The sequence below is a fragment of the Pseudomonas berkeleyensis genome, from assembly GCF_014109765.1.
Taxonomy (GTDB): Bacteria; Pseudomonadota; Gammaproteobacteria; order Pseudomonadales; family Pseudomonadaceae; genus Aquipseudomonas; species Aquipseudomonas berkeleyensis.
In genome coordinates this window covers 1495237-1508181 of the sequence record NZ_CP059139.1, presented here as the reverse complement: position 1 = coordinate 1508181, position 12945 = coordinate 1495237, and the positions used below count along the sequence as shown (strand labels likewise).

The window sequence follows — 12945 nt, the reverse complement described above, 5'->3', positions numbered from 1 at the left end:
AATTCAGCATGACCCAGCGCCTACCTTCATACCCCCCGGGAGTACACGGATGCCCAGTTTCAAGGATCGAGCGCGCCTGATCTACTGGCAGCTACGCGCGCGCACGCACTTCAACCGCAACGATGTCCACGGTGCGTTGCACCGCGCCTGGGCTTACGTACATGCAACACAACTCAGTGGCGACTACTACGAATTTGGGGTTTATCGCGGGCACAGCCTGATTAGCTCATGGCTGTCTTACCGTCGCTGCAATGGACGGATTCTGAACTCCAAGGATCTTCCCTATGAGCGCAAAGGTAGCGTTGCAAACTTCATGTCTCATCAGAGCATGTTCTACGGTTTCGACAGCTTCTCGGGCATGCCGGAAAATGATGAGGGCGAAGATACCCTTGCCACTGGCACATTCATGGCAACTGAACAAAGCACGCGGGAACTCTGTGCCGCTGTTGGCCTGAAGGCGCCACGCCTGCGCTTGGTGCCCGGTTTTTTCAGCGACAACGCCCATGCCATCGGCTCAGCCCCTGCCGCCATCGTGCATCTGGATTGCGATCTTTATCTATCCACGCGTGATGCTTTGAACATGATAGGCCCCCGACTGGTACAGGGCAGCGTCCTGCTATGCGACGATCATGATCTGTTCCGCGCCAGCAATGACAAGGGCCAGCGCAGGGCATTGCGCGAGTTCCTGGAGCAAAGCCAGATCGAACTTGAGCCCTGGTTTGCCTATGGCGCGGCATCGCGTGCCTACTTGTGCCATGTGCCTAACCGAGACGGACAGACGGCCCCACAATAGATGGCACACTCCGGCCTCAGCTTTGCCAGTGGCGCAGCTATCTATGCCACTGGCCAGATCACCAACTTCGCCTTTCAGCTACTCCTTCTGCAGCAGCTTGGCCAATCGCTGTACGCCGAAGTCGGCTTGGCTCACCTGCTGATTCTCAGCACCCTGTTCATTGCCGACCTAGGCTACAGCTCTCTATTTCTGCGCGAATCGCCAGATGCGCCAGGCTGGAGCGAGCGCTGGCGCAAGGCGCTTCTGCACCGTCTAACGCTGACGCTGTTGCTCGACGCAGCGGTCTTGCTTGGCTGGCTACTGATGCGCGGCGCGCAAAGCGATGGCTTTGCCTACCTGCTCAGCGCCTTGCCGGCAACGCTACTGGGCCTGATCAATTATTCAGCACCGCTGCTCGCCGAGGGCCGACGGCATACGGGCTTTCTGCTTCAGCAAATTGCCTGGCCCACAGCCCTGATGGCCAGCCTGATCGTGCTGCTGAGCAATACGCCCCTTTCCGCCAGTGCGGCTGGCGCGCTGGTCAGCCTGGGTTTTGCCGCTCAGGCAGCGGTCAACCTGTACACGTTCGGCCGCCCCCATCTGCTATTACCCAGCCTGAAGAAGCAGGAAAGCAACATGCTCGCTTCAGCCCTGCAACTATCGATGATCGGCATTGCCGGAACCCTGCATGAGCGTCTGACACCCTTCCTGATCGCCCAACTGGCCCCCAGCTTCACCGCCACCTACCTCCTGTTGAGCCATGCGCTCAATGGTGCATCCGGAATCTTCAACCAGTTCAATCGCCTCTTGCTGGTCGAAGTCAAAGGATCGGGGTCAAGGTGGGCCGGCTATCTGGGCGCATTACTACTGGCGGGATTGGCAATCGGCCTACTGCTGATACTGGCCTTCTGGGCGCTATGGCCTGCAATGCCCCTGCTGCAGAGGCTGGATCTGCTCATCCCGATCATGTTGGGCTGGACCTTCATCACCCTGGGCGGCCTGGGCAGTGCACTGGCCATTGGCCACGGGCACGAGCGCCAACTCCTGCACATCATGTTCTTCGGGCTACTTGCTAGTGCGCTTTGGCAACTCACGGCCTTTGCGCTGGAATCCGCCGCAGGACTGTTGTGGGGACGCGCACTGGCCATGCTGGGCCTCACACTGGCAGCACTTCAATTGTGCCGCCTTGGGCTCACTTCCAGTGGCTATCTGCTTCTGACCTCCATCTTCATCAGCGCACTGATCATCGATTTCCCGACTGCCTGGCTGTTGAACGCGGCACTGCTGCCACTGATCCTGCTGTCGGTTTATCGACAGCCTCAGGCATTGCGCGAGACAGGAACGCCACATGCCGCCAAAACCCAGTCGCCGGCAGCGTTCCAGCAAGCCCTCGCCGATCACTACGGCGCGGAAGTCAGCCGCCTGCGCCATGAGCTTTTCTTCATCCGGCAGCGCACAGGCTTCAAACGCAATCTACGGTGCTTTCTGGCAGCCATGCGTGATGCTGGATACTGCCTGTCACTGCCTCGCCAATCGGCCCGCCTACCCACAATCATCGGGGTGGCGTCACTGCCCGGTAGCAGCGGTCGCGAGGCATTGGAGCCCTGCCTGCAAAGCCTGCAAGCACAGGGACTCCCCACTGCCATCGTGATCCACCCGCGCCTGCGCTCGACAGTCAGCGGATCCTGCCCGGCACGCCCATCCTTCAAGGGCTGGCTCAGTGCACTGCACGCCTGGCTCATGCCACTTCCCGCAACACACCAGGCTCCTATCGAGGCCTGGCCGGTACGCTGCACGCTGTTTCGTCATCGCCTCTGGCTGGACGCATGGCAGCGCACCCTGGCGCAACAGGCTGCGAGCGGAACGCTGCTACTGCACAACGACTTCGACCTGTTCGCCGTTGCCGCCATCGAGGCCGGCCGAGGCACATGGCGCAGCCTCTGTGTGCAGCACGGGCTGCCAACAGACGAATTCGCGCCACCAAGAGCCGATCGACAACTGGTCTGGGGAGAGAGCAGCCAGGAAGCCTACCTGACGCTGGGTTTCCCCCCCACCACTCTGCTTCGCGGCCCGAGCAAAGCGTTGCCGCCCCCTACCGAGGCACTATCTACCCCAGCGGCGATATGCATCATTTCCCAGACGCATACACCAATCTTCGGTCGCTCGCTGAAGGCCGACTTCATTCAGCTCGCGCAACACCTGCATGCCGACGATCACTATGGGCAACGCCTGCAAATCCTGCTGCACCCCGAGGAATGTCGGCAGGCGAATCCCTACCCCGCAACACTGGCCCACCTGTGTCGACGCCCCCCACATGACATCCTGCAGCCGGGGAGCGCCCCCAGCATCGTGCTGGGCTTTTGCTCGACGGCATTGCTCGATGCCGCACGCTACGGGCATCTGGTCATCGGCCTCGACTGGCAGGCACCCGGCTCGATAGCTGCCCGAAAGGTTGGACAGCCACTGATCCGCGTGGCCGATTACCAGGCGCTGAGGCAGCTCCTGGATGCGCTGGTGCAGCATGAAGAACGGCGTCAGGTATTCCTGAAACGCCAGCGCGACTGGCTGGAGGACACATTCAAAACGAATGACCAATGGCTGGAATGGGTGGACTGCACGCGATGAGACGCTATTACCTGCTGTTGCTGATCCTCTGGATTCACTGCGGCGACCTGTTCACGGCCTGGCTCTATGACGCCGGCAATTTCCCCGCAGCCTCGATGCTGCGCCCCAGCCGCGACGCCACCATCATCATCACGGCCGCCCTGTGCCTGCTGGTCTGCCGACTGCCCAGGGATATGCTTATCGCCATCGTGCTGTATGGCGCCCTGGCGCTCGTGCACATTCCGATCGGCCTCGCCTATGGGGTTTCACTGCCGATCATCATCGGTTCGTTCGGCAGCCTGATGATTCCCCCGCTGCTGTTCCTGGTCGGTTACTACTGCATTCGCAACGCCGCGGAGCTGCAACGCAGCGCGTCGTTCATCGTCGTCATCGCACTGGCCAGTACCGCCTTCGGTGCCTGGGATATCGGCCACACCGAATTCTGGACGCACACCCTGCGCTTTCCGGAGTACAGCGCACAGATCAAGGGCGTTCTACCCAGATCGACACACCCCGAAACCGCCCTGCCCTGGAACTTCTACATGGGCACCATGGAGAACCTGCAACGGCGCGCTGCCGGACTGCTCGCCGCACCACTGGCTCAAGGTAGCTTTCTGGCCATTGCAGCGCTGCTGGCACTGGCGATGAACCACAGGTATCTGCGTGATCGTGCAGGCCTCTGCCTGCGCTTGCTGCTGTGCGCCATGCTGCTCGCTGGCGTGTGGATGTCGGGAACCCGCGGCGCGATGCTGATGGCAGGGATCGCTCTGCTCGGCTACGCCCTCAGCGCACGCCAGCTATCCGGCCCGCCCTGGGTTCGACTCATGCTCGCCAGCGTCGTGCTAACGGGCTTTCTCGCGGCCTCGGCCTCCTTGATCATCAAAACCATCTTCTTCCTCGATGGCTCCAGCATCGGGCACTGGACGGCCCTGCAAAAGAACCTGCAAGACCTGCCACAGGTTTTACTGCTGGGCGGCGGGCTGGGGCGACAGGGCGCAGTAGCCGGAACACTTTTCCTGAGCAGTCTCGGCGGCGGCGAAGGGGCAATTTTCAGCATCGCGTTCCAGATCGGCGTCCCCGGCGCACTGGTGTTCCTGTATTTTTATGGGCGAGCCATGCTCCTGGCGCTGAAAGGCTACCGCCAGCATCAAGAGACGCTTGGTTTGGCAATCTTCTACCTAGCGGCCGGCATGACCATCACACTGGTAACCTCCGAACACATCCTTTCGGTTTCAGGCTCGGCGGCGCTGTGGCTGATGCTCGGCGGCGCCGTACGCGCATTCGGCGCACTCGATACAGGCAGCGCCGTTATCACTTCACAGCCCCTTAGATAAGTCTCGACATGACTCCTGCACGCATCCTGCACGTCTACAAGAACTTCCAACCTCATACTGGCGGTGGTGGCGTTTCGCGCCACATCGCCGGCCTGGCCGATCTGGCATTGCAAGAGGGGCATTCGATACGCGTGATCGCTCAGGCTATAGACCCTGACGCGGGTGCAGGCCGCTATGAAGTCCATCATGCGAGCAAGGCCAACCTGCTGGCCGACGTTCGCTGGGCGGATATCGTGCATGTCCATGGCTCACGCACACCGATCAGTCTACGTACGGCGTACATGGCCCATCGTCTGAACAAGAAAGTCGTCTACACACCACATTGTTACTACGATCACGACAGCAGCACCGGTAAACGCGCGGCCAAGTGGCTATGGGATCAACTGGCCGAACGCTGGCTCCTGAAGCGGGCTGATGCCACCGTGTTACTGGCTGAATTCTGGCTGGACTATCTACAGACCCGAAACCTGCGCGTCACCCGCCCGGTATTCATCCCCAACTGTGTGCTGCTGAAGAGCCTGCCTCAGAACGCCATGGGCACAGAACTCGAGGGCTCGCCGGCCTTGCTGTCGGTGGGACGACTCGACTGCGTCAAACGCCTCGAAGACGCCATTGCAGCGCTTAGCCAACCTGGACTCGAGCAGGCAGTGCTGCATCTGGTCGGCACCGGCCCTGACCGTGCACGCCTGGAACATCTGGCCGCCAGCCAGGGACTGAGTGAACGGGTACAGTTCCACGGCTTCGTCAGCGACAACGATGTCGCCGGGATGTCGGCTGCAGCCGATGCATTCCTGCTCCCGTCGGAAATGGAAGGCATGCCGACAGTGATCATCGAAATGCTGTTGCACCGTTGCCCGGTGGTCGCCAGCGACATTCCAGGCAACCGGGCGATCCTCGCCCAAGTCGGCCTGGAGGATGCGCTCTACCCACTCGCGGATGTCAGCCGACTCGTGCAATGCATCGTGCAGCAGTCTCGAGGCAGGATCAGCGACGAACATCATCGACGCACGATGAATACCTTCACCTGGGAAGGTATTCGTCAACGCGTAAAAGCCCTCTACGAAAACCTGTCAGCACGTTAGTCGCCCCGGCCCGGTCTCCAGCCAACGCAGCCAAAGCAGGAAACAGACCGGCCACCACAATCTGGGGTTGCCTGGCTGGCGACGTAGCTGTTCGCGTAGCTGCGCGATGTCGATGAAATCTGCTGCGGCCTGCGGAGGTGCCTCGAGCAGTTCGGTCAGGTTCATATGGCCAACCTGGTACTGCTCGGCATTGCCCAACCCGCGATTCTTGTGCCCACGCACCACGGCATCCGGCAGACGGCCAGTCATCGCCATGCGCAGCGGCAGCTTGCCACCCGCCGGCCCAACCTTGCGTGATGCGGGTAGGCGCATGGCCAGCTCGGCGATGCGGTAGTCCAGAAATGGGGATCGTGACTCGATGCCCCAGGCCATGGCATTGCGATCGCCATAGCGCAGAATCTGCGGCAGCAGCACCCGCCTCACATCATCGACGCCCTGCACATCGAGCTCCTGGCGCTGCAGAGCGATCACGCCCTGCAATGCCTCTCGCTGAGCATTCAGGAAGCCCTCACGGAGCACGCGCATATGCGGCTGCCGGCGGAACAGGCCATACAAGGCCGAGGCGGGTAGACTCCAGACCAAGCGGCGCAGTGCAATGCCGTATGACAGCTCATCACTCGCCAGAAGTGCACCCGCCTGTGCAAAATCCAATCGCCCGAGCGCTCGACGCAGTGCCAACGGCAGATAGCGCCGGGTATAGCCGGCAAACAGCTCATCACTGCCATCCCCCGTCAGTACCACCTTCGCCCCGGTTGCCGAGATAGCCCGGAACAGGCGCCACCCCGCCAGAATGCTCGGCGTCGCCACTGGCAACTCCTGCACCGCGATCAATTGTTCAAGCTCCGCCAGTTGCGGACAGGCGGCAGCCGCTACCCGGTGATACGGCAACCCAGGCGCGACATGCTCCAGGGTGCGCAAGGCTGCCGCCGTTTCGTCGTGCTCCTGGCCTATCTCGCCATCGTAGCCATAGGAAAAAAAGCCCTGGAAATGCTCCAGCGCCTGGCGTTGCTGACCGATGGCCCAGGCCACGCTACCCGAGTCCATACCACCGGAAAGCTGCGCGGCAAGCGCGACATCGGAGCGCAGACGCAAACCGACGGCATCCACGAGAAGCTCGGGCAGCGCCTTGGCGACCGTCTCGCATTGCAAGTCTGGATCGACCTCGGGCCAGTCATGAAAACGTCGTTGCTCGATGAAGCCATCCGGCGTGACACACCATAGTGCCCCGGGTGGTACCTCGATGATGTCCTGCAGGAAACTGGAAGGACGATGATCGAGCAAGCCCAGGCTCAGGTAGTCCAATGCCGCGGCGGGGTCGACCCTTAGCGGCGCCTGGCTGGCTGCCAGCACAGCCTTGAGTTCGCTGGCCACCGCCAGGCAATCCGCCGATCGCCGGCAATACAGGGGTTTGACCCCAAGGCGATCACGACTCAGATACAGCTTCCCGGAAGGCCCATCGTGTATCGCCAGCGCCCACATACCATTGAAACGCTGGAAGCACGCCGTGCCCCAATGACGCCAGGCCAGCAGAATGACCTCCGTATCGGAGCCCGTGCTGAAAACGGCGCCCAGTGCCTGCAAATCAGCGCGCAACTCACGATAGTTGTAGATCGCGCCATTGAAGACCAGCGCGGTTGCCGTCAGCGGGTCAATCATGGGCTGGGACGCCGCCGTATTGGTATCGAGAATCGCAAGACGACGATGCCCCAGCAGCAGCCGACCACCCCAGGCCGCATGCATGCCTTCAGCATCCGGCCCGCGATGCGCCAGACAATCCAACGCAGCTCGCATTGCCAGCCTGCTCGCCTGCTCTGGCCAACGCGCCAGAACCACCAGACCACACATAGACAGCCTCCATACAGTCCGAACATCACGCTGGACGAGCGACATAAGCCCCAGAAATCAACGCAGCATCCTAACAACAATCATCATCGGATTCTGCGTCTACCCACCTGTTGTTCTGCCAAAACCGCCCTACAATAGGGCACCATCAATGGCGCTGAACTCGGTGCCTGATTTGCCAGCCAGGGAGTGCGGAAGTTGTCTTCACCATTCGCAGCATCGGGGAATAAAAGGCGGTTTTTCATCACAGGCGGAGCAGGATTCATTGGTAGTCGCCTGCTGGAAGTATTACTACCAGAGGCGCACGTCGCCGTTTTCGACAATTTGTCCGTCGGCCTGCCCATGCCCGCGGCTCGCCCTGGCCTCAGCACTTTCCTTGGCGACATACGTGACCCAGAGCGCGTTGAACAGGCATTGCGCGAGTTCGAGCCGGATACGCTGATTCACCTGGCGGCGCTGCATCACATCCCCAGCTGTGAAGCGGATCCCAGGCTGGCTGTTGAGGTCAATGTCCTGGGCCTGCAGACCGTTCTCGATGCCTGTGCAAAGCAAGGCTGCAAACGCGTCCTGCTGGCCTCCAGCGGCGCGGTTTACGCCGTCGCGGATCAGCCTCTTCACGAAGACATGCAACTGCATCCCTGCGATGTCTATGCCGGCACCAAACTGAGCAACGAACACCAACTGGCATTGTGGGCCGAGCGCACTGGGGCCAGTGGCATCATTGCCCGACTGTTCAATGCCATCGGCTGGGGCGACCCCAATGGCCATCTGATCCCTGAGGTCTTGAGACGCATGGAAGGTGCACCGGCGGGCTCGCATATACGCCTGGCAATGGGCAACCTGCATACTCGTCGCGACTTCGTCGATGTCAGGGATCTCGCCACCGGTCTGGCCGCACTGGCCAACCATGCACCGTGGCCCGAGCAACGAGCCAGTGCCTACAACCTGTGCAGCGGTCGCGAAACGGCAATTACCGATATCGTCAATGGCCTGGCTCGATGCCTGGGCCTGACCGTAGAGATTCACAGCGATCCAGCCCTGCGCCGCAAGGTCGACCGTCCTAGCCAATGGGGGGCTCCGGAAAAGACCACGGAGACCACGGGCTGGCATGCAGCGACACCGCTCGATGACAGCCTTCAGGAGATCGTGACAGAGTGGCAGAAGCATAAGGCCAACGCATGAGCCTGATGCGACCGAATTATGGAGCCGCCATCTGCCGGTTCTGCGGCATGACAGAAGATCAGCACGCTATCGACCGGGAGCAATTGCTCGATAGCGGCCAGACGCTCTACTGCTGTGGCCATTGCGCCTCGGCTTACCTGTGTCCGGATCTGCCGGCCACGACTCTGGATCACTTCTACCGGGAACACTATCGCCAGCTGTTCCCCTTCATGGCCAGCAACACGCCGAACGAACGCCTGCTGTTGCAAATGCGCAGCCGAGAGCTGGCATTGCACAGAGCCAGGCGACTGGCTCAATCACTGCCCCGCCATGCCAGGGTTCTGGAGATCGGTTCCGGCCATGGCGCCTTCCTTGGCAGCCTGCATGCCTTACGCGATGACCTGCAACTGTTCGCGGTCGAGCCAGGTCATGCCGAACGCACCCTGGCGCTCGATGGTGCCCCCGTTCGTTTCATCGAACTCGAGCAGATCGACCAGGTCGGTACGCTTGATCTGATCGTGCTCTTTCATACCTTTGAACATCTGGTCGACCCTGTGGGTGTGCTCAGGCAGCTTGCCGCCGTCAGTACACCCGAAAGTCGCCTGGCCATCGAAGTCCCCGATGCATTCATCCCGGGTGCCACCTGGACGGCAGTGCATCCAGCGCACACCTGCTATTTCAGTGCAGACGGCCTGCAGCGCATCATACGCCTGGGAGGCTGGGAACCCGTTGCCCCCACGAACTGCACGGCCGGTAATCTTTATCAGGAGGCACGCCCTGCTGAGGAAGGCTCGGCCATTGCCCCCGTGACGCCTGCACAACGCGAAGCGTTTCTGCAACAGGCCCGAGACGCTCAGCGAACGCCTGTCTCGTCGACTCGGCGTATGCGCCTGAAAGCCCTTCAGTCCGTACTCGGTGCAGACAGGGTTGGAAGACTCTCCCGCTGGCGACACGAGAGGGCACTGGATCAGGCGCTCTCGACCCCGACGCAAGCCATCGTGCTCGGCGCCCCCGTCAGTCTGGTGACACAGGAACAGGTCATCCAGCGCGCACTGGACAGCATGAAGACACGCCAATCGCTGAGATTGGCGGACGTCAATACTGCCAAGCTGATCGACCTGCAAGAGGATGCCCAACTGCGCCAGGCACTGTTTCGTGCAGAGCTTTGCGTGGCAGATGGCATGGGTGTCGTATGGGCAGCCCGCGGCCTGGGTATCCCCGTTCCGCAGCGGGTAACCGGCATCGATACGATGCATGCGTTGCTGCAAGCCTGTGCCATCCAGGGCTTTCGCCCCTATTTGCTGGGGGCAAGGCCCGATGTCATCGAAGAGGCCGTGAGAAAGCTGCAACAGCGTTACCCGACGCTGCAACTGGCGGGCTGGCACCATGGCTATTTCAACGCAGAACAGGAGCCGCAGCTCTTCGAGACACTGCGCGACAGCGGAGCCGACTGCCTGATCGTCGGGCTCCCTACACCTAATCAGGATCTGTTTCTGAGCCGCGTCCAGGCCAGGCTCGATATACCCTTCCTGATGGGAGTTGGTGGCTCGTTCGATGTCCTGGCTGGGCGCCTGCGGCGTGCTCCATTGTGGATGCAGCGGGCCGGTTGCGAGTGGCTGTTTCGCCTTCTCCAGGAACCGCGGCGGCTGCTCAAACGCTATGTCACCAGCAATAGCCGCCTGATCATGCTATGGCTGCCGGCCTGGCTCGCCAAGCGCCTCTTCGGCTAACCCTGACAGCCTCAGGATTCGAGCAAAGCACCGAGAACATGGCGATAGGCAAGGCCATCGCCAAGGGCTCCGCCCCTGTGAATGCTCGCCCCTTCCAACTCGGCAGCCAGTCGGCAAAGCGTCTCTGGCGAGATATCCCGAACCAGGTAGGCGCCACCGTTTTCCAGGGTTTCCGGACGCTCGGTATTGTTACGCAGGATCAGGCAAGGCAAACCCAGCACATAGGCCTCTTCCTGCAGCCCCCCACTGTCGGTGAGTAGCAGGGATGACTGCTGCAGTAATGCCAAGGTATCCAGGTAGCCCAGTGGCTCGCAGCAGATAATCGAAGGCAAGGCCGCGAGTATCGCGTGATGTGCCGCTGACAAGCGAGGGTGGCAGGGATATATGACCACCTGCCCACGCCTCCTGGCGAGATGCTCAATACTGCTCATGAGCTGGGCGAAACGCGCCATATCATCGGTGTTGGAGGGGCGATGACAGGTCAGCAACAGATAATTGCCTGGCTGCAACCCGAAGCGTGCCAGCACCTGTGACTGCTCGATGGCTCGAGCGGCATACAGCAAGGTGGCATCCACGCCCGTATTGCCGGTCACCTGTACACCCGGCCCGGTGATACCCTCCCGTGCCAGGAGTTGAACCTGCCGCTCGGCAGGGCAGAACCAGTGACTGGCCAGGTGGTCGAGCAGCACCCGGTTGTTTTCCTCAGGCATGCTGCGGTCGAAACTGCGCAACCCCGCTTCGACGTGCGCCACGTCAAAGCCTGCCTTGCTAGCCGCCAGCCCACCGGCCAGAGCGCTGTTGGTATCGCCTTGCACCACCACATGATCGGGCTTCAGGTCGTTGAGCAACGGTTCCAGAGCCACCAGCATACGTCCGACCTGGGAGACGGGAGGACAGGCCCCCACCCCCAGGTTGAAATGGGCGGCCGGCAACGCCAGTTCCTCGAAGAAGCGCGCATCCATGGAGGACGAATAATGCTGATTGGTATGGATCAGGGTGTAGTCGATCCGTTGATCCTGGCAGGCCTTGATCAGGGAAGACAGCTTGATGATTTCGGGGCGCGTGCCCAGAACAAAGGCGATGTGCATGAAACGACTCGGGCAGGTAAATGAGGCCATACGCCAGCGAAAGCTCATCCACCGCCAGTCCTAGGCTCCTCAAGAATGCCGCATGCCCTCCCCCTACTCAAGCCCGCGAAGCGTATTAGGCATAAGTGCGTGTGGGGGGGCAGCAACTGGTAGAGGCATTTCGCTCTGCCATCTGGCAGGCGAGCAATCATCGTGCTAGAACGCTCAGGTTAGGACAACGCTCAATCAGAGTCCGCCAGCAGGCACTTTATCCAAAGCCATCACGGCATTCTGAGTGTTTGCTCAACAGACAACGCGGATACGATCAGATAACTGCAACCAACGGGATATCCGACATGCAACCAAAAGAGCCTGAAACCGTTACCAGCACAGAACAAAACGAGCAGATCGACGCCCGCGAACGGCAACCCTATCAGGCGCCCAGCCTTGTCCGACTTGAACTCAAGAACACCGAGGCTGGCCCAGCTGGTACAACTGACGCGGGTATATTTTCCTGACCCCCTGTAAGCGCTATTCCCCCAGCACTACCAGACTGACGATAATCGCTGATCAGCGTCCGCCACGAGAGCAGTAGCATGCAAGCCCAAGACCTTGAAACCGTCACCCCAGCCAAGTCGAACGAACAAACTGATATCCACGAACGCCAGCCCTACCTGGCGCCCAGCCTTGTCCAACTTGAATTAAAGAGAACCGAGGGCTCTACTCCTGGTGGAGTCAACGACGGGCTTGCAAATTATTCCTGACCCCTGTTAGCGCTATTCCCCGGCACTACCACACCGAAGATCATCGCTGATCAGCACCCGCCACGAGAGCCGAGCATGCAAACACAAGCCCCTGAAAATGTTACCACCAGCGAGCAAAACGAGCAGGTCGACACCTGTGAACGCCAGCCCTATCAGGTTCCATGCCTTGTCCGACTGGATCTTTCAGAGACACAAGGTTCCACCGGAGTTGTCAGTGATGGGATTACTCAGTCCTGAGTGCCTTTGTAGAGCCTTTGCAATTTCTGGCTAGTGTCAGCGTCGGATCTTTATCTGCGCATCCCCACAACCAGTGAGTAAACTGCTGAGCTGTATTGGCTTATGAACCTAACAGGAGATTCTTGATATGCAATTCCAAGAAACTGAAGCCGTTACCACGATCGAGCCAAACGAGCAGATCGACGTCCACGAACGCCAGCCCTACCAGGCGCCCCGCCTTGTCCGACTGGATCTTTCAGAGACACAAGGCCTTACCAGTGGAACCAATGATGGGTTCACTCTGTCCTGAGGACTTGGTAAAGCCTTTGTAATCTCTGGCCAGTGTCAGCGTCATATCCTTACCTGCGCATCC

General features: G+C 60.5%; 10 protein-coding genes. 8 read left to right on the top strand and 2 right to left on the bottom strand.

The annotated features are described in order from the left end of the window. Positions 1 to 49: 49 nt before the first annotated feature. From HS968_RS06945 to HS968_RS06930, 4 genes are read left to right on the top strand one after another with little or no spacing between them, the layout of a single operon-like run. The gene (locus HS968_RS06945; RefSeq protein ID WP_182370712.1) at positions 50 to 793 is read left to right on the top strand and encodes a TylF/MycF/NovP-related O-methyltransferase; all 744 of its coding nucleotides are present in this window, start codon (positions 50 to 52) and stop codon (positions 791 to 793) included. Then, positions 794 to 3397 carry a hypothetical protein gene (locus HS968_RS06940; protein ID WP_182370711.1) on the top strand — a complete coding sequence of 868 codons (2604 nt, stop codon included), beginning with the start codon at positions 794 to 796 and terminating at the stop codon, positions 3395 to 3397. Positions 3398 to 3414: 17 nt separating this feature from the next. Continuing rightward, positions 3415 to 4710, top strand: a complete 1296-nt coding sequence (locus HS968_RS06935; protein WP_238338917.1) for a hypothetical protein — start codon at positions 3415 to 3417, stop codon at positions 4708 to 4710. Between the two features lie 8 nt (positions 4711 to 4718). Then, on the top strand, positions 4719 to 5792 hold the full coding sequence (locus HS968_RS06930; protein WP_182370709.1) for a glycosyltransferase family 4 protein: 1074 nt from the start codon (positions 4719 to 4721) through the stop codon (positions 5790 to 5792). Here the strand turns inward: HS968_RS06930 and asnB are convergent. Then, entirely contained in the window at positions 5781 to 7583 is a 1803-nt protein-coding gene (asnB, locus tag HS968_RS06925) for an asparagine synthase (glutamine-hydrolyzing) (RefSeq protein ID WP_238338916.1), read from the bottom strand. The genes HS968_RS06930 and asnB overlap by 12 nt on opposite strands. A 240-nt stretch (positions 7584 to 7823) precedes the next feature. On the opposite strand from asnB, the gene HS968_RS06920 reads away from it, so the two are divergent. Both HS968_RS06920 and HS968_RS06915 read left to right on the top strand, forming a co-directional pair. Further along, entirely contained in the window at positions 7824 to 8816 is a 993-nt protein-coding gene (locus HS968_RS06920; RefSeq protein WP_238338915.1) for an NAD-dependent epimerase/dehydratase family protein, read from the top strand. A gap of 47 nt (positions 8817 to 8863) precedes the next feature. Beyond that, on the top strand, positions 8864 to 10525 hold the full coding sequence (locus tag HS968_RS06915) for a WecB/TagA/CpsF family glycosyltransferase (RefSeq protein ID WP_182370706.1): 1662 nt from the start codon (positions 8864 to 8866) through the stop codon (positions 10523 to 10525). 11 nt (positions 10526 to 10536) lie between these two features. On the opposite strand, the gene wecB is transcribed toward HS968_RS06915, so the two are convergent. Beyond that, a complete protein-coding gene (gene wecB / locus HS968_RS06910; protein ID WP_182370705.1) occupies positions 10537 to 11613 on the bottom strand; it encodes a non-hydrolyzing UDP-N-acetylglucosamine 2-epimerase in 1077 nt (358 codons plus the stop codon). A 575-nt stretch (positions 11614 to 12188) separates the two neighbouring features. On the opposite strand from wecB, the gene HS968_RS06905 reads away from it, so the two are divergent. Then, positions 12189 to 12356, top strand: coding sequence for a hypothetical protein (locus tag HS968_RS06905; RefSeq protein ID WP_182370704.1), 168 nt, complete (start codon positions 12189 to 12191; stop codon positions 12354 to 12356). A 364-nt stretch (positions 12357 to 12720) separates the two neighbouring features. Next, positions 12721 to 12882 carry a hypothetical protein gene (locus tag HS968_RS06900; RefSeq protein ID WP_182370703.1) on the top strand — a complete coding sequence of 54 codons (162 nt, stop codon included), beginning with the start codon at positions 12721 to 12723 and terminating at the stop codon, positions 12880 to 12882. Positions 12883 to 12945 lie beyond the last annotated feature (63 nt).

What these genes read in the sequence shown, in the direction of transcription:
- HS968_RS06945 (WP_182370712.1), top strand. Translation starts at nt 50, where the DNA reads ATGCCCAGTTTCAAGGATCGAGCGCGCCTGATCTACTGGCAGCTACGC.
- HS968_RS06940 (WP_182370711.1), top strand. Translation starts at nt 794, where the DNA reads ATGGCACACTCCGGCCTCAGCTTTGCCAGTGGCGCAGCTATCTATGCC.
- HS968_RS06930 (WP_182370709.1), top strand. Translation starts at nt 4,719, where the DNA reads ATGACTCCTGCACGCATCCTGCACGTCTACAAGAACTTCCAACCTCAT.
- asnB (WP_238338916.1), bottom strand. Translation starts at nt 7,583, where the DNA reads ATGCGAGCTGCGTTGGATTGTCTGGCGCATCGCGGGCCGGATGCTGAA.
- HS968_RS06915 (WP_182370706.1), top strand. Translation starts at nt 8,864, where the DNA reads ATGACAGAAGATCAGCACGCTATCGACCGGGAGCAATTGCTCGATAGC.
- wecB (WP_182370705.1), bottom strand. Translation starts at nt 11,613, where the DNA reads ATGCACATCGCCTTTGTTCTGGGCACGCGCCCCGAAATCATCAAGCTG.
- HS968_RS06905 (WP_182370704.1), top strand. Translation starts at nt 12,189, where the DNA reads ATGCAAGCCCAAGACCTTGAAACCGTCACCCCAGCCAAGTCGAACGAA.
- HS968_RS06900 (WP_182370703.1), top strand. Translation starts at nt 12,721, where the DNA reads ATGCAATTCCAAGAAACTGAAGCCGTTACCACGATCGAGCCAAACGAG.